This window comes from Pontibacter diazotrophicus (assembly GCF_003367245.1).
GTDB lineage: Bacteria > Bacteroidota > Bacteroidia > Cytophagales > Hymenobacteraceae > Pontibacter > Pontibacter diazotrophicus.
On sequence record NZ_QRGR01000013.1, the window covers coordinates 98,592 to 118,222 of the forward strand.

Genomic DNA, 19,631 nt, shown 5'->3' on the forward strand with positions numbered 1-19,631 from the left:
CTGAATAATTGAATGTTTCTCTATTCAGTCATTCAAAAATCAGTTATTCAAAATTAAACTCCCTCCACCTCAAACTCCTGTGGCAAAGCAGCAGGCACTGGCTTACTTCGGCTGTGTATTTGCTGTAGAAAGTCGTCTACAGCCGATTTATACTCCAGGTGATAATCCTCGTGCAGGTTCTTGCGGATGAGCTGTATAGTGCGGAGCAGCAATCGGGCGGTGGCGGTGTAAAAGCCTTTGTAGTAGCTGTCGAACTGTCCGGTGAAGTTATCGAAAATGAGGCGCAGCGTGTACAGGTGCAAATCTATCTCAGCCTTCTTGTCTTTTGTGATACGCTTGAACCGGGCTATTTCCTTTACCGCTTTGCGCAGGGCCTTTGTCAGCGCCTTGGCCAAGCTCCGGCCACTGGCATTTAGCAGCAACTCATGAATTTTGTCTGTACTCTGCTCATACACCTCTTCCAGCGTTACCTCTTCTATCAGCTCAAACGAGAGCAATTCGTACAGTTCGGCATCACGGCGGGCAGCTTTCAGAATAATGGCTTCTTTTTCTTTGTCGCTCAATTGTTTTACTGCCTGGCGAAAGGCCGGAGAAATGGCTGGCATAAGAGCGTGTTTAATTTCTTGAAAGCGAAAATGGTTGAGCCTCAGTTCTGATACGGTTCACTTTGACAGTGAAAGCACCAGTATGGTACGCAAAGATAGCAGCTTCAGATTTTAAAAGCGTGCATTTACAGCCATGAAGGTTAAAACACTCACATGCGCTGACTTACTCCGGAAGGTTTTGCAGGTCGAGCAGGTCCTGTTGGCGGGCAGTGGCTTTCTTGTTTTTCTTCAGGTCGTTTAGGCTGATATAGTTTGCCATGGTATCGCCAAAGGGCATTGTCACTCTGTTTTCCCAGCAAGCGGCAAAATCAATGCCTGCCATTCCGGTGGTGAGGTCGATGCGGTTTGGCGGGTAACCCAGTTGCACAATTATATCCGGGGTGGTCAAATCCTCCAGGTTTACCTCTTTTTCTGTATACCCGAGCGCATGCAGTACCTCTAGCGCTTTCCTGGCATTCTCTACCGTGGTGTCAATCCAGATGTCAATGTCGCCGGTGTAACGGGGATAGCCGTAGAGGGCAACGGCAAAGCCGCCTGCTACCATATATGCTACACCACTGGCATTAAACTCTTTTACAAACTCATGAAAATTGTGTGTCAGCTCCATTTGTACTAGTAAGCTATACTGTTTCCGCAGGTGCTCCACTGCCGCAATGCGCGTAACCGGGGGCTGCGAAAGCCAGTATGATAAATCATTGTTGCTGTCCGACAATCTTTTTTTGCTAACCACTCTGCTTGCCGGTTGGGGCAGAGGGGCGCTTGCTTTGTTATCCAAAATAGAAATCCGTTACTGATGGCTGCTACAAAGCCTACGGAAAAGCAGCGGTTAGGGTATATGACTGCAGCAATAGCAGTAGCCATATACAAAAGTATAAACTTTATCTGTTTAGGGCAACATGTTACAGCGCCAGGCACAGCAGTTACAGCGGAAAATGCCATTTTGCATTGCGCAATGACTACTGTCTTAAGGCAGAAAAGCAGCAGGTAATTAAATAGAAACCGGAATCAAAGAGGCGCCGGAATTGTTAAAATAAACAGCTAAACTGAAAGCCGGAAGCTGAAAGAAAAGGCACTGGACAAAGCCCGCAGCTTCGTTAAGTGCTTAATTATTCGTATTTTTGCATTATGAATTGGGAGAGAGAAATTTTACACAAAGAAGAGGTTGAGGTAGAGTTGCTGGAGGAGAGTACTGACCTGCGCAACCTCGTTGTCTATAACGACGACGTAAACACCTTCGACCATGTGATAGAGACGCTTATTAAAGTGTGCCGTCATACACAGGAGCAAGCGGAACAGTGCACCATGCTGATCCATTACAAAGGCAAGTGTACCGTAAAAGTAGGCTCTTACGAAGAGCTGATGGGCATGTGTACCAGCCTGCATCAAAAGGATCTGTCAGCTGACATTGAGTAGAAGAGGAGACTGAATGAATTTTCCGTCGAAGTTGATTGAGAATGCCGTGGAGGAGCTGGCAAAGCTCCCGGGTATAGGGAGGAAAACTGCGTTGCGTTTGGCGCTGCACATGCTGAAAGAAGAGTCGGAAGAAACCTTTTTGCTGGCAGAGTCGCTGGTGAAGATGCGCACTGATGTGAAGCATTGTAAGCAGTGCTATAATATTTCGGATACAGAAATCTGCAGCATCTGCTCTAATCCCCTGCGCGATAAAAGCGTGCTGTGCGTGGTGAGCGATATCCGGGATGTAATTGCCATTGAGAATACCTCGCAGTACAAGGGACTTTATCACGTGTTGGGCGGTGTTATATCACCACTGGAAGGAGTGGGCCCGTCTGATCTGGAGATAGAATCACTGCTGGAGCGCTTACCGAAATCTGAGGTAAAGGAAATTCTGCTGGCTATCAGCCCTACAATGGAAGGCGACACCACTGCCTTTTACCTTACCCGCAAACTCCGCGACCAGAACCTGCGCATTACCACCATTGCACGCGGTGTGCCTGTAGGCGGCGAACTGGAGTATACCGATGAGATTACGCTTGGCCGGAGCATTGTGGAGCGAACTGCCTACGGCAAAGTATAGCAGGCTTTCCGGCAGCTAAGGAAATGTACAGGACACTGTAACAGATAACTTGCCGAAATAAAAAAGTCGCAAAAGAAAACTCTACTGCTTCCTCCTTTACCAAGATAAGTGTATTCATGCCGCTGGTAAGCACATAGGAATCATTGCTATATATACTAATAAGGTAATACTACCCTTGGTTGGACATTGTAAGATGTTTGATCAGGGGTAAACGCTTTATATACTTTAGTGAATAATATATTAAAATTAGTATACATATTAAGAAACAACTTTTTCAAGGTTTCGTTAAGTCATTATATTCTATATATACCTAATATGGAATATACCTAAAGAAGGAAAAGTACATGTTGATTATCAAAGGCTTTTATTGCTGATGATGAACGTTCCTGCACGAAAGACTTTACGGTGGTTTAAGTTACCTTTATTGTTTCCACAGCTCTATGATATTTCTGCCGCGGTATGAAAGAACTTATAAACATCTTAGAAATAGGGTGCTCCTTGGAGCTTACAGTCTTCTAATAATACTCTTACTCGCCCCACTTACGTCTTCAGCACAATTTATTACCCGCGGCGACGCCGTTAAGCTGTCTGACCAGTGCTTTAAAATTACGGAAGACAAAGAATGGCGTTACGGTTACATCTGGTGGAAAGAAAAAATAGACCTGTCCGAGCCTTTAGAACTTGAGTTCACAATTTATCTGGGTACTAAAGATTTGCCTGGGGCGGATGGTATTGTCTTTCTGTTTCACAACGACCCACGGGGTTTGGAGGCGAGAGGTAGGTTGGGTGAAGCCTTTGGTATTGGAGCACCGGACCCTGTCAGCCCCTCTGTTGCAATAGAATTTGATACGCATAACAACACCAATGGCAGTTATATTGACAACAATACCGACATAACTGCAGACCATACTACTGTTTTCTACAATGGAAATACGGCTGCCCCAGAACTTCCTCCTGTGCCTATAGACCCTAACAACGAAGATGTAGAAAATAACCAGTGCCACACTTATACTATTAAGTGGAATCCTGATACGAAAGAGTTAAAACTGTTTTTTGACGGTGCAGAACGATTCACGCATAAAGATGATATTGTAAAGAATGTTTTCAATGGAAACTCAATGGTGTACTATGGATTTGCAGGCGCTACGGGGGGGCTATATAATGAACAGACCATTTGCCTGCAAGACCTGAACAGCAAACCCGCTGCCAATGATGACGCTGCTCAGGCAGTGCCCGGAAAACCAGTTACAGTAGCGGTCTTAGAGAATGATACACATACAACTGGCAGCCCGCTTACTTTAACCCGCATTGTAAAGGAGCCCAAAAATGGAACGGCCGTTATCTCCGGAGATAAAATTGTCTATACACCAAGTGTATGGTTTCAGGGTAATGATGTCTTAACCTATTATGAAACCAGTGACGCTGGTTCTACCCAATGCTATAACAAAATTGCAACGGCGCAGGTCATAATAGATGTGGCTTGTCCATCTTCTTTACCGCCGGTAGAACTGATTGCCACTGGTAATACTGCCTTCTGCGAAGGAGGCAGTGTGATACTAAGTGCTTTGGGACAGGCAGCGGATGCTAAATTTACCTGGAAGCGAAATGGGCTTCTTATTGAAGGCAATAAGCCTGAGTTGGCAGCTACAGTAGCTGGTGAGTATGCCGTTAATGTGGAAACAATATGCGGCACAGTGACTTCCAACACAATAACAGTTACAACCATACCTTTGCCTATGGTCCAAGCAGTGACAGGAAGTGCCAGGTGTGAGCCCGGCACTATGACTTTAACAGCAACGGGAGGGGAAGAAGGTAACTACAGATGGTATAACGTAGCAGAGGGAGGTGTTCCTTTTCCAGATGCCAGCAGTAGCACGTTCACCACACCTCACCTTGATGCCACCACCACCTATTATGTTTCTTTTATAGGCGGAAACGGTTGCGAAAGCAAACGCTCTCCTGTGCAGGCTGTCATAGTAGTTTTGCCTGATATAGACCCTTACACGGAGGTCGCTATAAGCAGGGGCCAAACCATCAGACTGGGGAAGGGGAACACTACACCCGGTATCCGCTACGAGTGGTCTCCTGCCACGGGGCTGGATGACCCTTACAGCGCCACCCCGCGTGCAAACCCTACTGAAACCATTACCTATACAGTGGTAGCCACTACGCCTGCAGGATGCCAGATAACAGGGCAGGTGCACGTTTTTGTGCGCCGGGATATTGTAGTCCCGAACGCTTTTTCTCCGAATGGCGACGGTGTGAACGAAACATGGGAAGTAGAAACCCTGGAAGATTACCCCGATGCCCGGGTAGAGGTGTTTGACCGCTGGGGAACCAGGATCTATGAAAAGGTACGCTATATAAACGAATGGAACGGCACCTATAAAGGCCAGCCATTGCCTGTGAGTACTTATTTCTATGTGATTACGCTAAGTGAAGACATTCCAAAACACGGGAAAAAAATAGTAGGATCCGTTAGTATTGTTCACTAAAAGGCAGCTATGAACGTCAAGACTTTTACTTTTTTACTTATTTTGATGTTATTGCCTTTGCTGGTGCTTTCGCAGCAGAAGCCGCAGTATAGCCAGTACATGATCAACAATTACCTGCTTAATCCTGCTATTACTGGCATTGAAGATTATGTGGATATAAAATCAGGCTTCCGAAACCAGTGGACAGGCATAGACGGCTCACCCAGCAACTTCTATCTCAGCGTACACACCAAGTTATCCAAAGACAAAAGCACCTCCGGCAGCAATTCACCCTCCTTTGTAGGGGCCAGAGAGCCGCGGAATATTTACCGGAAGTATAGTACAGAACCGCACCACGGAATAGGTTTGCTCCTGTTGCATGACAAAATAGGTCCCTTCACCCGAATAGAGGCCAACGTGTCCTATGCCTACCATGTGCCGCTGACGGACGAGATAAAACTGGCGGCAGGCGCCTCTGCGGGTGTTACACAGCATGCACTGAATGGCAATAAGTTGATATTTGCCAACCCGGCTGATGCAGCAAGTGCAGGCTGGACGGTACACCGCCCAAACCTCAGGCTGGGCATGTGGCTGTATTCCGCCAATTTCTATGCTGGCGTTTCCGCCAGTGAGCTCATTAGTAACACAGTTTCTGCAGGAGATGATAGGGGGATAGATATCAATTATGATAACCACTACTTCCTTACAGCTGCCTATAAAGTTCCAGTTGCTGAAAAGCTCGATGTGATACCCTCCGTTATGCTGAAGCTGTTGCGGCCCCTACCTGTATCCGCTGATTATAACCTGCGTGCCATTTACGATAATAAGTTATGGGCCGGGGTGTCTTACCGGCAAAACGACAGCTTTGCTTTTCTGGCTGGCATTACCTGGAACCAGGTTTTTGATTTAGGATACTCCTATGATGCAGGTGTAAGTTCTTTAGGTGGCGTTAGCCACGAGGTAGTGTTAGGAATGCGTATCCCTAACAAACACAAAATAGTGTGCCCCCAGAACCTGTGGTAGCAGAAAACCTTTAGCTGTAACAGACCTTAGCGGCTTCAGAAGCAGTTTGCTATCTTTTTTCTCCTGTTTTCTTTTTGATTCTCAAGCCTTCTTGCCAATTTACCTGCTAAAGCCACACCAGCAACAGCTAAAAATTGCAAAGGTGGAATTCTGTGGCTTTATGACTAAATTGCCAGCTTAATGTTAAAAGAAATGCAAAACACAGAGGAAGTAAGATCAGCACTGTCAGACAGAATCCAGGCCCTGTCTGAATCTCAGACAATAGCCATGGCTAAAAAAGCGCGTGAATTGGCTGCTCAAGGGTTTGATGTGATCAACCTAAGCTTTGGAGAACCTGATTTCCAGACGCCGCAATATATTAAAGATGCCGCCAAGAAAGCTATCGACGATGGCTTTACCTTTTATACGCCAGTACCCGGCTACCCGGAACTGCGCCAGGAGATTGTAAATAAGTTTAAGCGCGACAATAACCTGGACTATAAGCCGGAAAACATCGTGGTTTCAACCGGTGCAAAGCAAAGTATAGCCAATGCAGTAATGTGCCTTGTTAACCCGGGTGATGAAGTAATCATTTTCTCTCCATATTGGGTATCGTATGAAGAAATTGTAAAGCTGGCCGAGGGAATTTCGGTGCCGCTCATGGGCAGCCTTGAGAACGACTTCAAAGTGACAGCTGCGCAACTGGAGCAAGCCATTACCTCTAATACGAAACTGGTGATGTACTCTTCGCCAAGCAACCCTACCGGTGCTGTGTGGGACGAAGAAGAGCTGCGTGCCATTGCGAAAGTACTGGAGAAACACCCGCAGGTGTATGTGATAGCAGATGAGATTTACGAGTACATCAACTTCGAGGGCAAGCACTTCAGCCTCGCCTGCGTGGATTCCATCAAAGACCGCGTGGTAACGGTGAACGGCTTCTCTAAGGGGTATGCCATGACAGGCTGGCGTGTAGGTTATATGGCCGCACACAAGGAGATTGCCTCTGCCTGCGATAAGCTGCAAAGCCAGATTACATCCGGCACCAGCTCCATCTCTCAGAAAGCCGCTGTTGCCGCCTTGCAGGGAGGAAAGGCATCTTCGCTGGAGATGACAGAGGCTTACCGCCGCCGCCGTAACCTGGTACTCGACATGATGAACGACATAGAAGGCTTTAAAACATACCTGCCGACTGGCGCATTTTATATCTTCCCGGATGTAAGCGCTTATTTTGGCAAGAGCCACGAAGGCAAAACCATCGAGAACTCAGAAGACCTGAGCATGTTCCTGCTGGCTGATGCCCACGTGGCCGCTGTAGGTGGAGAGGCTTTCGGAGCATCGCAATGTATCCGTTTCTCTTTTGCCGCATCCGACGAAAAACTGACCGAGGCTTTCCGACGCATTAAGAGCAGCCTCGCAAAACTGCAGTAATGACTCAATTTTCAAGCTTAAAGGCTTTGTTTGAAGCCTTTAATGGGCTTCAGGTGCTGGTGGTGGGAGATGTGATGATAGATTCCTATTTATGGGGAAAGTCAACACGCATCTCACCAGAAGCACCTGTACCCATTGTTAATGTAGTAAAACGGGAAAAGCGCCTGGGCGGGGCGGCCAACGTAGCGCTCAATATACAGGCCATGGGTGCCACTCCGTTGCTTTGCTCTGTGATTGGCGACGACCAGGACGGGGCGGATTACCTTCGCCTGATGGAAGATAAGGGTCTGTTGACGGAAGGCATTGTGCAGAGCCTGGAGCGGGTAACCACCATCAAGCACCGCATTATTGCCGGCGCACAGCAGCTGCTGCGCGTAGATTCAGAGATAGAGCACAACCTGACGGATTACGAAGAGCGCCACCTCGAGGAACGCTACCTGCAACTGCTCGACAAAGCCGATGTCATTATTTTTGAAGACTACGACAAAGGCGTTTTCTCGGAGCAGAACATCCGGCGCTTTCTGCAGCTGGCCAACGAGCGCAACATTCCAAGCGTTATCGATCCTAAAAAAAAGAACTTCCTCAGCTATGTAGGCTGTACCTTGTTTAAACCGAACCTGAAAGAGCTGAAAGAGGGCCTGAAGGTAGAGTTCGCCGATGAGAACCGGCCTGCCTTTGAGGAAGCCGTGGCTGAGCTGCAGGAGCGCCTGCGGGTGCAGCAGGTGCTGGTTACGCTTTCAGAGCGGGGCGTGTTCGTGGCTGAAGGGGAAGAAAAGACATATATCGGGGCGCACCGCCGTTCCATCTCCGATGTGTCGGGAGCCGGCGACACGGTGATTAGTATTGCGGCGCTGTGTATAGCCCTGCGCACATCAAAAGAGTTTATGGCTGGCCTCAGTAACTTAGGCGGAGGGCTGGTGTGTGAGCAGGTGGGGGTAGTGCCTATAAACAAGTCGCGGTTGTTTGAAGAGGCCGCGCACATAAGGTTGTTTGAAAAGAATGAACACAGAGTCGTTAAATAGATTTTTATACGGCAGTAAGTTGACGGCGTATACCATTATGCGCCGCACCACTTATGTGCTGACACTATTGGCAATAGGATTACTGGTTTACGCGCATGGGGTCGTCGAAAGCCCAGAGCAGCTACAGGTGTTGTTTTACGCTATCGATGCTATACTCGTCACCTTCGTGCTTATTTACATCCTGCGCATTCTCTATGCCTTTGAGCGAGTCAAGTTCCTGAAGCGCACCTGGTTTGAAGGGATTCTGATGATCATCATTTTTCTCAACGAATTCTCTACGTATGTTCTGGGTTATCCGCTCATTTATAACGTTTTTGAGGGGATTGGTATACCGCTCTCGGTGGAGTTTTACCGGGTGCTGGTGTCGCTGTACATGTTGGTGCTGCTGGTTGTGGAATTGCTCGAGACGCAGGTGCACCTGAAAGCAATTCAGATAAAGCCGTCTATCACGTTCCTCCTCAGCTTTATCTCGCTGATTCTAATAGGAACTGGCTTGTTAATGCTCCCCAAAATGTCTAACTCACCAGATGGCATCAGCTTCCTGGACGCATTGTTTACGGCCACCAGTGCCTCCTGCGTAACTGGACTGGCGGTAGTAGATACGGGCACCTACTTTACTTTTGCCGGGCAGGTGGTGATTTTGCTGCTCTTCCAGATGGGGGGATTGGGAATACTGACCTTTGCCACGTTCTTTGCCTCACTCATGCGGCAGGGAGTGGGCATTAAGCAGCATGTTGCCATGCACGAGCTACTGGACAGCGAGTCGCTTTTTTCCACAAAGAACCTGATGCGCAGGCTCATCTTCCTGACGCTGACAATAGAAGGTATAGGGGCTTTGGGTATCTTCCTGACGTGGGGAGCAGACGCACAGTTTTTAACTCTTGGCAGTAAAATATTCTTTTCTGTTTTTCATGCCGTTTCTGCTTTCTGCAATGCGGGCTTCTCGCTTTATCCAGAGGGTTTATACACGCAGCCAATCCGTTTCTCCTATATCATGCACCTGGTGGTTGCCATGATTATTATTTTTGGAGGCATTGGTTTCCCAACAATTCTGGACGTTCTCTCCCCCCAAAATATGCGCCTCCGTATGGAGAAGCCCTGGAAAAACTGGAAGATGTCATCGCGTGTCACCATTTACACTTCTGCTGCTTTATTGGCAATCGGTATGGTGGGTTTCTTTTTCCTGGAGTATTACAATACCCTCTCCAGCCTTGGCTTTGCCGAAGCGCTGATCGCTTCCTTCTTTCAGTCGGTGACCACACGTACTGCCGGTTTTAACACAGTGGACATCTCTGCGCTGAATGTGCCTACTTTGTTGATGATTATTGCCTTGATGTTTATAGGCGGCTCTCCCGGATCAACAGCGGGAGGTATTAAAACGACTACTTTTACCGTGGTGCTGTTTGCGGTTCTCACTACCATCCGAAACAAGCGCAATATGGAAATCGGCCATCGCACCATACCGCACTCAGTGGCTTATAAAGCTTTCTCTGTTTTTACGTTCGCGGCCATTATCAATATCACGTTTATTTTCATTCTGTCTATCACCGATGCACAGTTTGATATCATCAAGCTGGCCTTTGAGCAGGTTTCTGCCTTTGCGACGGTAGGTTTGAGTACAGGAATTACTGCAGGTCTATCTGATATGGGAAAATGCGTCATCATCCTGTCGATGTACCTGGGCAGGGTAGGCACGCTCACGCTGGCGCTGGCGCTCAGCACCCGTGCATACTCCACAGCCTATAAGTACCCGGAAACACAGCTGGCAGTCGGTTAAAGGGAGTTAGAAAGTTAGAAAGTTAGAGGGTTAAAAAGTTAGAAAGTTAGAGGTTTAAAAAGTTGAAAGTGAGGGTGGATTTTCTCTATTTTGGTTAATTCCCCTCCTCGGAGGGGCTAGGGGTGGGTTTGGTTCTGCAATCAGCTTTAGAGGTTAGGATTTCAAAAGAACGGTTTAACCATAAAAGAGGAAGGCCCGCCTAAACAGCGGGCCTTCCTTTGGTATATAGTTTAGTAAGGATTTAACTTCTTAACCCACTAACTTTCTAACCTTTTAACTTTCTAACTCTCTAACTCCAGAGACTCTCTACCCCTCTACCTCTCTAACTACATTCCCGTACTCCTTTACCGTCTGCACAAAGCATTTCACTTTCTCCGGGTCAGTGTCAGGGTATACGCCGTGGCCGAGGTTGGCGATGTGGCGTTGCGGGCCGAACTCCTTCAGCATTTTAATGGTCTCATGCTGTATAGTATCAAAGGAACTGTAGAGCAGGCAAGGGTCCATGTTGCCTTGCAGGGTTTTGTTGGGGCCTACCTGCTGGCGGGCCGTTTTAATATCCATGTTCCAGTCCAGGCCGATGGTGTCGCAGTTGAGTTTGCTGAAATCCTCGAGTGCAAAGAAGGCGCCTTTGGCAAACACCGTTACCGGTACATTGCGGATAGAATTGCAGATTTCGCTGATGTACGGCAGGGCAAATTCACGGTACTGCGCCGGCGAAAGAATACCTGCCCAGGAATCAAATACCTGTATCAGGTTCGCGCCCGCCTCTACCTGCGCCTGCAGGTATGCCGTGGTTGTTTCTGTAATCATGCGGAGCAGCTGGTGGGCTAGCTTCGGGTTGGTATACAGCAGGCCACGTGCATGCGAGAATGTCTTGGACCCACTACCCTCTACCATATAAGCCAGAATGGTCCAGGGGGCACCGGCAAAACCTATCAACGGCACGCGTCCGTTCAGCGCTCTTTTCGTGACTCTGATTGCCTCCAGCACATAATGCAGATGCTCGTGCGGATCCGCCACACGCAGCTTTTTCATATCTTCCTCTGTACGGATGGTATTCGGGAACAGCGGTCCCCGTTTCTCCACCATCTCATAGGTGCAGCCCATTGCCTCGGGCACTACCAGGATGTCTGAGAAAATAATGGCAGCGTCTACATCCAGTATGTCAACAGGCTGTATGGTAACTTCAGCGGCCAGTTCCGGTGTTTCCACCAACTCTTTAAAGCCGCTCAGGCTATTGCGTACGGCCCGGTATTCTGGTAATATACGTCCTGCCTGGCGCATGAGCCACACAGGTGTGCGCTCTACAGTTTCGCCTCTGGCAGCTCTTATAAGCAGATCGTTCTTCAGTTGCATGCGGCAAAGATAAGGAAATAAGATTTGAAAATTTGAAGATGAGCAGATTTGTAAAATGTTATGGCTTCCTGTCTCTTACTATTCAATTCACAGGCTGCCTCTGTTTAAAGAACATGTGGTATTGGCAGGTGTGCTGTAGGTTCAGGTACTGCGCTGTGTAAGGCCCTCTTTTATATAGAGTCCTCATCCATGAAGAGTTAGTGCTATATCTATAGCAATCCAGACTGCGTAAGATGCTAACATACCAACCAGCACCCTGCAAAAACAAACAAGGAGCAGAGGAAAGGTATGAAACCTATGCCTCTGTTCCGCTTCTCTTAGATCTACGTGTTATGGAAATTGAAGAGGCCCTCGAGGTACTGGAGAATTATAATTTGTGGCTATTTATAATTGGCCTTGCTGTGTTGGCAACAGCTGTAATGCCCCGCCTTCTGGCCAAATATCCTTTTTCTATGCCTGTGGTGATGTTAGGTTTGGGGGCAATTGCTTTGCCCCTGGGTTTAGAAGCGCCGGATCCCTTAGAGCAGGGAGACTATACGGAGCATCTCACCGAGTTAGCGGTCATCGTCTCCCTGATGGGGGCAGGATTAAAAGTCGACAGACCGCCCAGCTTAAAAAGCTGGAGTGTTACATGGCGCCTCCTGAGTATAACCATGATTGTGACCATCGCACTTGTTGCCCTCACAGGCTGGTGGCTTGCTGCCTTCGCGCCGGCCTCTGCTATGCTCTTAGGTGCCTGTCTTGCCCCTACTGACCCAGTGTTAGCTTCCGAAGTACAGGTAGGTGCACCGCAGGAAGGTTCTGAAGACGAAGAAACGGAGGATACAGATGAGACAGGGCATGGAGAGGAAGATGAGGTGCGCTTCGGCCTTTCCTCAGAAGCCGGCCTGAATGACGGACTTGCTTTCCCGTTCACGAACATGGCCATTGCCATGGCGGTGGCAGGTGCACATCCCGGCAACTGGATAGGAACCTGGTTTCTGATTGATGTACTTTATGAATTAGGAGTTGCCGCTATTTTCGGGTTGGCCTTAGGATATGTGCTGGCTCGCTTTATTATGGCTATGCCTGCCAAAACAGAGTTGGCAAAGTCTATGGTAGGTTTAGGAGCCCTGGCTGCCACACTTCTTATTTACGGAGCTACAGAGTATGCAGGGGGCTATGGCTTCATCGCCACTTTTATTGGCGCCGTTGTCATTAAAAACTATGATCAGAGCCACGAATACCAGAAATCACTGCATGCTTTTACAGAGAAAGCAGAACGCCTTTTAATGGCAGCAGTGCTGATTGCCTTCGGGGCTGCTGTTGCGGGCGGCTTACTGTCGTCTCTTACCTGGCCATTGGTTATTTGCGCTGTCATCATAGTTTTTATCATACGCCCTCTTGCAGGGGTGCTCGGCCTGATTGGTTTCAGCAAGGCTCCCTGGCGCGACCGCTTTGCCATCAGCTTTCTGGGTATGCGGGGGATAGGCTCCTTCTATTACCTGTCCTACGGCTTGAATGAGGAGAACTTTGAAGGAGCAGAAGAACTATGGGCGCTCGTAGGCTTAGTGGTCCTTATCTCCATTTTTGTGCATGGTATTTCAGCTACGCCCATAACAGAGAAACTGGACGAAATGCGGGAACAGGAGAACAAGGCCTCAGGGTGACTCAGGGATGAGAAGAATCAAGAATTTGAAGGTTATTAACTTGTCACATCTCCACATTTTCTCATCTTCAAATTTACAAATCAGCGCCTATCCTGCTGTGAAAAACAACGCTGTAAGGGCAGACACAATGAAGTTAACGCCAATGGATAGTACAATAAAACCCATAATGCGGGAAAGCGCCGCCAGGCCAGACTTACCCATTACGCGCGTAAGCTGGGATGAAGAGCGTAGTATAAAGTAAGAAACGCCTGCCAGCAAAATAATGCCCACCAAAATAAAGAGCATGTCCAGCACAGACAGTGAAGTAGTGAAAAGACCGATGCTAATCGCGATGGCCCCCGGTCCGGAAAGCATGGGCATTGCCAGCGGGGTAAAGGAAATATCGTCTTTCTGCTGCCCTTCTTCCACAACTTCCGGTGATATCTTTTTCTTGTTTGCGCCAGGTGTCATTAAGTCAAACCCTGCCCGCATGATCATGAGCCCACCGGCAATACGAAGATCGTGAATCCGGATGCCGAAGAAATTAAGTATGTACTGCCCTGTCAGGAAGAAAACAGCCAGTATACCTACCATGTACAAGCATGCCTTTAGCGCCTGCTGGTTTCGTTGTGCAGGAGTGTCGTCCTGTGTTAAGGTCAGGAAAACAGGCATCGCCCCGAATGGGTTTACAACAGAGAACAAGGCAGAAAAAGTAGCCAGTATGATTTCCATAGGTGAATTTAGGCGTAAAACGCCGCAAGCTACTCAGAATTAATTTAAAATGTACCAGTACAATATTAGATCATATACCAGCAATAGCAGTAGCGTAGGGTAGTATTCGTCGCGGGAACTGTCGCCAAGTACAAGGTATCCCGCGAGCAGAAGACTTAATAACTGGAACGGCACCAGCTGTAAATCCATGCCTGCCAGGCCGCCCGCATGCCAGAACATCCGGAGTATAATTAAAAACAAAGGAACATGGAATAATACCATCATGCTGCGCACCAACTTCTCCGACATATATAGCTGTATTTGTTTCCTTCAATATAGCTATAGGAAAATAAAAAGCAAAGCTATGGCCGTCAAAGCTGCATTAAAAAATCGCTACAGGGGGAGAGGTTCCGACATAATCCTTAATTTTGAGAAAAGATTAACAAAAACAAAATATTGCATGAAAGGAGAAGTAAAGCTTGGTATACTGGGCGGCGGACAGCTGGGCCGCATGCTGATGCAGGCCGGGCTCGATTTTAATATTTATACTTTAGTATTAGATCCCGATGAGAATGCACCCTGCAAAGACATCTGCAACGAGTTCTATGTAGGAAGCTTCCGTGATTTTGACACTGTGTATGAATTCGGCAAGAACTGCGATATTCTGACCATAGAAATTGAGCACGTGAACGCCGATGCGCTGGAGAAGCTGGAGCAGGAGGGGGTAAAGGTATACCCGGATGCCCGTACCGTGCGCACCATTCAGGACAAAGGTTTGCAGAAGGAGTTTTACCAGAAGCACAGCATCCCCACCTCTGACTTTGTACTGCTGAAAGACAAAGGAGAACTACAGGAGAATGTTGGGTTTCTGCCTGCCTTCCAGAAGTTGCGCCGGGAGGGCTACGATGGCCGTGGCGTTATGCGTATGGCAAGTGATGCTGATTTTGGAAAAGCCTTTGAAGAACCGTCGGTGCTGGAAAAGCTGGTGGATTTTGAGAAAGAGATATCCGTGATTGTGGCCCGAAATGCGAACGGTGAGGTGACTGCCTTTCCGGTGGTGGAGCTGAGTTTTCATCCGGAGCATAACTTAGTAGACTCGCTGTTTGCACCAGCCAATGTGCCTTATAAGTTGCAGCGCCTTGCCATAGAAATTGCCACACGCGTTATAGAGGCTTTTGATATGGTGGGTATAATGGCCGTGGAGATGTTCCTGACAAAAGACGGGCAGATTCTGGTAAATGAGGTGGCACCGCGTCCGCACAACAGCGGGCACCATACCATCAAGGCAAACTTTACTTCACAGTATGAGCAGCACCTGCGTGCTATCCTGAACCTGCCGCTGGGCTCCACAGAAATACAAAGTGCCGCTGTAATGCTGAACCTGCTGGGTGAGCCGGGATATGACGGCGAAGCAGCTTACGAGGGACTGCAGGAGGCATTGGCAGTGCCGGGTGTTTATATTCACCTGTACGGGAAGAAGTACACCCGCCCTGCCCGCAAAATGGGACATATTACGGTGCTGGGGCAAAACATTGAAGAAGCGCAGCAGCGCGCAGCATCCATCAAAAACGTAATTAAAGTTAAAGCATAAAAATGGCCGACGAAACCACAAACAATCAACCTCTGGTAGGCATTATCATGGGCAGCCAATCTGACCTGAAGGTGATGGATGCCGCCGCCGAAATTTTAGAAACCCTTGGGGTGCGGTATGAACTGACCATTGTGTCGGCACACCGCACGCCGCACCGCATGATAGAGTATGCGGAGAATGCCCGCAAGCGCGGCCTCAAAGTTATTATTGCCGGAGCCGGCGGAGCAGCGCATTTGCCTGGTATGGTGGCTTCGCTTACTACTTTACCTGTTATCGGAGTGCCTGTAAAATCAAGTAACTCCATTGATGGCTGGGATTCTGTGCTGTCTATCCTGCAGATGCCGGGTGGTATACCAGTGGCTACTGTAGCGTTGGATGGCGCACTGAATGCAGGTATACTTGCTGCTCAGATTCTGGGCACCACCAATGCCGCCGTGGCTGACAGGCTGGAGAAGTATAAGAGCAGCTTAAAAGATAAGGTGATGCGCTCAGTAGAGGAATTGAAGCGCGGAGACCGGGATCTGGATTAGTGAAGAGCAAGAAGCAGGTATAGGCTGTAGTGGTTCTATGAATCCGTTACAAGAAGTTAGTCAATATCTAATCTGACAGCTTAATTAACTCAGGTTGCGATTATATGCACTTGTCAAGCATATAGGCAAAGCGAATAGCACCAACTTCAGTAGGAATCCTTGCGATGTGGTTTGAGAAGGCAGTTGCCTGATTCAACTATCTGGCATGTTTGGGAGTCAAGCAAAAATTTATCCTTTTCTTAACTCCCAGGCTCTTGGCTCATCCATGGCGGTAAAGAAAGTGCCACAGCAGTGGGTGTTCAGATTGCCTGTTGAGCATTATATAGTTCTTGAATTTTTAACAAACCAAAACACATGAGAAAATCGCTTATTAAATTCTCTTTCCTGATTGCTGCCATGTTGGTGGCTTTTTCATCGTATGCGCAATCCAACTTCAGTAGTAAGTTAATTGGCGTCGGCGTCGTGGTATCAGATTTAGAACGCTCGTTAGATTTTTATACAAACGGAATCGGAATGGTGAAAGCCTACAGTTTTGAAATCAATGAAGAATTTTCAAAGCGTTCTGGTCTGGCGGACGGTGTACCTACTTCTGTAACCGTTTTGAAACTGGAGAACAGCCCGGAAGCCAACGAATGGAAGCTCATGAGCTTTGGGAAAAAGGCTACTCATCCTAAAGCGAACTTTATTCAGGACGATGTAGGCATGCAGTACATTACCATCAATGTAAAAGCGCTAAAGCCTGTCATAGAAAGACTGAAAGAAAGAAATGTGCCGTTCCTGGGAAGTACGCCTACACCTTTGAATGAGAATGCACACTTTGTGCTGGTGCAGGACCCTGATGGAATTTTTATTGAATTGATAGGACCGATGGAATAGTCTTTCATAGCCCCTCTTTTTTTCTGACATACCAAGTCAAGTCACCCCTGCCCCTCCTGAGGTGAAGGGGCCCCCTTTAGAGTCCAAGGGGAGCTTGCTTCTTCATTTGCCAGGGGCTCTTTCCATTGCTAATGCTGTATCCCAATTCAGTTCATTCATGCACATTGCTTTTCATATAGCATAAAGCAATGTGCATGAACTAACAACCTTAATACAAGCTTAAATCAAGGCTTTAGCAAAATCTTGACAGCCCAGTCCGTTGAGGCTGGGTTGGAACCATCAGGGAAGTTGGGTACGGCCAGATTGCCTTTTCGATCTGATTTAATTGTTTCAGGGGCTTTCCACTCTCCGTTCCTGGGGTTAAACCATTGGAAGGCATAGTTGGTATTCTTCTTCAAACCAGTTATCCTGGGCAGTTCTGCCTTGTTTTCAAAATAGAGCAACGCAAAATCTTTTTCCGGATGCATCATCATAAAGGACCAGCCATCCAGACCCCGCACCGAGCTGTTTTTTGCTTTTTGAGGATGGAGGTGCTGGTGATAAGGCTGCAGTTTCTGGTATCGTTCTCCTTCTGAAAGGACAAAGGTCTTCAGGTGCTGCATTTGGTTTCCGGATTCATATCTCAAGGCATCCCAGATGTGGGGGCGGGCTCCGGCAGGCTCTCCGGTACTGGTTATATCATAAGCAGCGGTGCCATGCACATGACCTGCCAAGCCTCCGGAAAGAACAGAGCCGTACATCTGCGCCCGTGCAAAATAGTTGTCCCTATCAGAATTGGCCGGCGGGGTTTCGCCTCCCGGCTTGTTGATTTCATGGTTCCAGCCGGTATAATAAGGCTCAAAGTTGATAGCCGGATAAGGAGGTTTTAGATGAAAAAGGGTATCCATTGCTCCGTAAAAGCCATGGTCCCGGGGCTTATTGCCTACGCTGTGCATATCGAGCCAGGGCACTTCTTTTCCATGACCAAAGGTGGTGTAGGTCGAGTGATCGATCAGGGAGGTGTGCAGCTGGCCAAAGGGCGGCGGTCCGTACTTGTTCAGGTGGTAGGTCAGGGCTTCGTTAAACTGCTCTGCGGTCAGGCTGAATTCCTCGGGAATCCAGTCCAGGTGAATGCCACTGAACAGGAAGTTTTGTGCGCCGTAGCGGGAAATCAGGTATTGTACGTAGCGGGCAAAGGTCTCATTAAAGTTGAAGTAGGCGTTCCAGGATGGGCCGGCATCACGGCGGATGGTCTCCAGCAAGGGCACAAAGCCCTGCTCCGACATATACTGCATTTTTTTGTCCAGGCTTTGAAAATAGGCTGGGTTTATCTGGTTGAAATCGGAAACGCCTTGATGTTCCTCAGACATGGAAAAGGGCAGGTTCCCATATTCGTCCCGCATGTTCTTAGCGGTGAAAGTGCCCCAGTAGCTCAGGCCGCCGGAGGCGTCGGTTCCCTTGCCCGGGGCAACGTCGTAGCTGAATTTTTCCCAGGCATTGCGCACAAAAACGCCGTTTTCGTCAGCATAGGTGCTGGGGTTTAGGTCCGTGTCCCAGTTAGGGAAGGCGGCAATCATGCTGACGGAGTTAAACCCTTGATTTTTGCGGTAGTTGACAGCATCCTCAAAGCCAATGCCAGGGCCCGGGCGATAATCATCAGAAGTGGGAGCGTTGCGAAACGGCAGCCGCCAGGTGGTGCCGGCCAGCCAGGTGTCACCAACCATAAAGTACGGGCTCCCGTCGGCGTATTGCAGCGCATGTCCATTTGGCGTGGCACCTACAAAGCCGCGGCGGTTGGGGTTTTCCAGCAGCTCCTTTTCCGTCCATGCTACAGCGGTGAACTGGCCGCTCTTTTGGTTTAGTCCGTCATCCTGCTGCTGGTTTGACCCACTGGTCCATTCCCATTGGCCAGGCTTGGTTGCCACTAGGCGTACCTTAAAGACATTGTCACCATCCCAGAATCCATACACGCGCCTGGAAAAATCCGGGCCAGTCAAATCCACCCATACAGTAACATCTGTATAATAATTGTCATAGGCCTTTTCAGCCTTTAAGGTTATTTCCTGCATTTCCCACACATGCGGGTTAGCAACCGGAGAAGTTTGAAAAGCAACTGCCTGAAAATGGGATAGCCATAAGATTAGCAGGCAAAAGGAGGAAAAGGTGAAGCGTTGGATATTCATTAGTATGAAGGTGTTGTCAATTCTGGAAGCACCTTTAAATATATAAAATTTGTCGGTGTAAATCGGCCTAACATCGGCTATAGGAAAGTTTCAACGAGACTGCCCCACTGGCATCGCTGCTTTGCTGCGACAGTCTGATAGATTCTTCTTTGAACTATTTGGAATAATCCTTCCTTCTAGCCATAGGTTTATTGGTTAGGGGAAGGTAGTATACTGTTTTCTAGCCTTCCACCTTTTCAGGGGATTTCGGCTTTAGCTGAAGTTATCAGAAAAAGAAGCCTGTTATTTGGCTATAGCCTTTATATGATTTTATTTTCTGCCAACCACAGCATGTTTATCAGATGAGAAAACAGCATCTTTATATTTGTGTTTTATGATAAGTTGCTGGTAAGCCTGCTGCTGCAGTAGATTAAGTATCAAGAATTTCCACGTAA

The 19,631-nt window shown here is 48.1% G+C and carries 17 protein-coding genes; 11 read left to right on the plus strand and 6 right to left on the minus strand.

What is annotated here, in order from left to right; all coding sequences use genetic code 11:
- Positions 1–53: 53 nt before the first annotated feature.
- Both DXT99_RS13480 and DXT99_RS13485 read right to left on the minus strand, forming a co-directional pair.
- Entirely contained in the window at positions 54–605 is a 552-nt protein-coding gene (locus DXT99_RS13480) for a hypothetical protein (RefSeq protein ID WP_115566086.1), read from the minus strand.
- A 163-nt stretch (positions 606–768) separates the two neighbouring features.
- The gene (locus DXT99_RS13485; protein ID WP_220273389.1) at positions 769–1,317 is read right to left on the minus strand and encodes a nucleotidyltransferase family protein; all 549 of its coding nucleotides are present in this window, start codon (positions 1,315–1,317) and stop codon (positions 769–771) included.
- 413 nt (positions 1,318–1,730) lie between these two features.
- On the opposite strand from DXT99_RS13485, the gene DXT99_RS13495 reads away from it, so the two are divergent.
- The 7 genes from DXT99_RS13495 to DXT99_RS13525 all read left to right on the plus strand — a co-directional run bounded on the left by DXT99_RS13495 (position 1,731) and on the right by DXT99_RS13525 (position 10,343).
- Positions 1,731–2,018 (plus strand): ATP-dependent Clp protease adaptor ClpS, encoded by a 288-nt coding sequence (locus DXT99_RS13495; RefSeq protein WP_115566088.1) that lies wholly within the window; start codon positions 1,731–1,733, stop codon positions 2,016–2,018.
- A 13-nt stretch (positions 2,019–2,031) separates the two neighbouring features.
- Positions 2,032–2,640, plus strand: a complete 609-nt coding sequence (gene recR, locus DXT99_RS13500; protein ID WP_115566089.1) for a recombination mediator RecR — start codon at positions 2,032–2,034, stop codon at positions 2,638–2,640.
- A gap of 491 nt (positions 2,641–3,131) precedes the next feature.
- Positions 3,132–5,135 (plus strand): lectin-like domain-containing protein, encoded by a 2,004-nt coding sequence (locus tag DXT99_RS13505; protein ID WP_181885125.1) that lies wholly within the window; start codon positions 3,132–3,134, stop codon positions 5,133–5,135.
- Positions 5,136–5,144: 9 nt separating this feature from the next.
- A complete protein-coding gene (locus tag DXT99_RS13510) occupies positions 5,145–6,137 on the plus strand; it encodes a PorP/SprF family type IX secretion system membrane protein (protein ID WP_115566091.1) in 993 nt (330 codons plus the stop codon).
- A gap of 192 nt (positions 6,138–6,329) precedes the next feature.
- Positions 6,330–7,544: a pyridoxal phosphate-dependent aminotransferase gene (locus DXT99_RS13515; protein ID WP_115566092.1), complete on the plus strand. Its 1,215-nt coding sequence runs from the start codon at positions 6,330–6,332 to the stop codon at positions 7,542–7,544.
- A complete protein-coding gene (locus tag DXT99_RS13520) occupies positions 7,544–8,566 on the plus strand; it encodes a bifunctional heptose 7-phosphate kinase/heptose 1-phosphate adenyltransferase (protein ID WP_115566093.1) in 1,023 nt (340 codons plus the stop codon). Before DXT99_RS13515 ends, DXT99_RS13520 begins: the two co-directional genes overlap by 1 nt.
- On the plus strand, positions 8,544–10,343 hold the full coding sequence (locus tag DXT99_RS13525) for a TrkH family potassium uptake protein (RefSeq protein WP_115566094.1): 1,800 nt from the start codon (positions 8,544–8,546) through the stop codon (positions 10,341–10,343). Before DXT99_RS13520 ends, DXT99_RS13525 begins: the two co-directional genes overlap by 23 nt.
- Positions 10,344–10,649: 306 nt before the next feature.
- Here the strand turns inward: DXT99_RS13525 and hemE are convergent, their stop codons facing one another.
- On the minus strand, positions 10,650–11,699 hold the full coding sequence (gene hemE, locus DXT99_RS13530) for a uroporphyrinogen decarboxylase (RefSeq protein ID WP_115566095.1): 1,050 nt from the start codon (positions 11,697–11,699) through the stop codon (positions 10,650–10,652).
- Positions 11,700–12,031: 332 nt separating this feature from the next.
- Here hemE and DXT99_RS13535 point away from each other — a divergent pair, with 332 nt between their 5' ends.
- Positions 12,032–13,348: a cation:proton antiporter gene (locus DXT99_RS13535; RefSeq protein ID WP_115566143.1), complete on the plus strand. Its 1,317-nt coding sequence runs from the start codon at positions 12,032–12,034 to the stop codon at positions 13,346–13,348.
- 87 nt (positions 13,349–13,435) lie between these two features.
- Here DXT99_RS13535 and DXT99_RS13540 read toward each other — a convergent pair whose 3' ends face one another.
- Positions 13,436–14,059: a MarC family protein gene (locus tag DXT99_RS13540; RefSeq protein ID WP_115566096.1), complete on the minus strand. Its 624-nt coding sequence runs from the start codon at positions 14,057–14,059 to the stop codon at positions 13,436–13,438.
- A gap of 39 nt (positions 14,060–14,098) precedes the next feature.
- Positions 14,099–14,347 carry a hypothetical protein gene (locus DXT99_RS13545; protein ID WP_115566097.1) on the minus strand — a complete coding sequence of 83 codons (249 nt, stop codon included), beginning with the start codon at positions 14,345–14,347 and terminating at the stop codon, positions 14,099–14,101.
- A 151-nt stretch (positions 14,348–14,498) separates the two neighbouring features.
- Here DXT99_RS13545 and DXT99_RS13550 point away from each other — a divergent pair, with 151 nt between their 5' ends.
- The 3 genes from DXT99_RS13550 to DXT99_RS13560 all read left to right on the plus strand — a co-directional run bounded on the left by DXT99_RS13550 (position 14,499) and on the right by DXT99_RS13560 (position 17,035).
- Positions 14,499–15,629 carry a 5-(carboxyamino)imidazole ribonucleotide synthase gene (locus DXT99_RS13550; RefSeq protein ID WP_115566098.1) on the plus strand — a complete coding sequence of 377 codons (1,131 nt, stop codon included), beginning with the start codon at positions 14,499–14,501 and terminating at the stop codon, positions 15,627–15,629.
- 2 nt (positions 15,630–15,631) lie between these two features.
- Positions 15,632–16,159 carry a 5-(carboxyamino)imidazole ribonucleotide mutase gene (purE, locus tag DXT99_RS13555; protein ID WP_115566099.1) on the plus strand — a complete coding sequence of 176 codons (528 nt, stop codon included), beginning with the start codon at positions 15,632–15,634 and terminating at the stop codon, positions 16,157–16,159.
- Positions 16,160–16,555: 396 nt separating this feature from the next.
- On the plus strand, positions 16,556–17,035 hold the full coding sequence (locus DXT99_RS13560; protein WP_394851329.1) for a VOC family protein: 480 nt from the start codon (positions 16,556–16,558) through the stop codon (positions 17,033–17,035).
- Between the two features lie 224 nt (positions 17,036–17,259).
- Here DXT99_RS13560 and DXT99_RS13565 read toward each other — a convergent pair whose 3' ends face one another.
- Complete coding sequence (locus DXT99_RS13565; RefSeq protein WP_115566101.1) at positions 17,260–19,197, minus strand: DUF5060 domain-containing protein; 1,938 nt, start codon at positions 19,195–19,197, stop codon at positions 17,260–17,262.
- Positions 19,198–19,631 lie beyond the last annotated feature (434 nt).

Coding starts and splice junctions, on each gene's coding strand:
- hemE (WP_115566095.1), bottom strand. CDS start 11,699: ATGCAACTGAAGAACGATCTGCTTATAAGAGCTGCCAGAGGCGAAACT.
- DXT99_RS13545 (WP_115566097.1), bottom strand. CDS start 14,347: ATGTCGGAGAAGTTGGTGCGCAGCATGATGGTATTATTCCATGTTCCT.
- DXT99_RS13540 (WP_115566096.1), bottom strand. CDS start 14,059: ATGGAAATCATACTGGCTACTTTTTCTGCCTTGTTCTCTGTTGTAAAC.
- DXT99_RS13550 (WP_115566098.1), top strand. CDS start 14,499: ATGAAAGGAGAAGTAAAGCTTGGTATACTGGGCGGCGGACAGCTGGGC.
- recR (WP_115566089.1), top strand. CDS start 2,032: ATGAATTTTCCGTCGAAGTTGATTGAGAATGCCGTGGAGGAGCTGGCA.
- DXT99_RS13535 (WP_115566143.1), top strand. CDS start 12,032: ATGGAAATTGAAGAGGCCCTCGAGGTACTGGAGAATTATAATTTGTGG.
- DXT99_RS13525 (WP_115566094.1), top strand. CDS start 8,544: ATGAACACAGAGTCGTTAAATAGATTTTTATACGGCAGTAAGTTGACG.
- DXT99_RS13515 (WP_115566092.1), top strand. CDS start 6,330: ATGCAAAACACAGAGGAAGTAAGATCAGCACTGTCAGACAGAATCCAG.
- purE (WP_115566099.1), top strand. CDS start 15,632: ATGGCCGACGAAACCACAAACAATCAACCTCTGGTAGGCATTATCATG.
- DXT99_RS13480 (WP_115566086.1), bottom strand. CDS start 605: ATGCCAGCCATTTCTCCGGCCTTTCGCCAGGCAGTAAAACAATTGAGC.
- DXT99_RS13565 (WP_115566101.1), bottom strand. CDS start 19,197: ATGAATATCCAACGCTTCACCTTTTCCTCCTTTTGCCTGCTAATCTTA.
- DXT99_RS13560 (WP_394851329.1), top strand. CDS start 16,556: ATGTTGGTGGCTTTTTCATCGTATGCGCAATCCAACTTCAGTAGTAAG.
- DXT99_RS13520 (WP_115566093.1), top strand. CDS start 7,544: ATGACTCAATTTTCAAGCTTAAAGGCTTTGTTTGAAGCCTTTAATGGG.
- DXT99_RS13510 (WP_115566091.1), top strand. CDS start 5,145: ATGAACGTCAAGACTTTTACTTTTTTACTTATTTTGATGTTATTGCCT.
- DXT99_RS13495 (WP_115566088.1), top strand. CDS start 1,731: ATGAATTGGGAGAGAGAAATTTTACACAAAGAAGAGGTTGAGGTAGAG.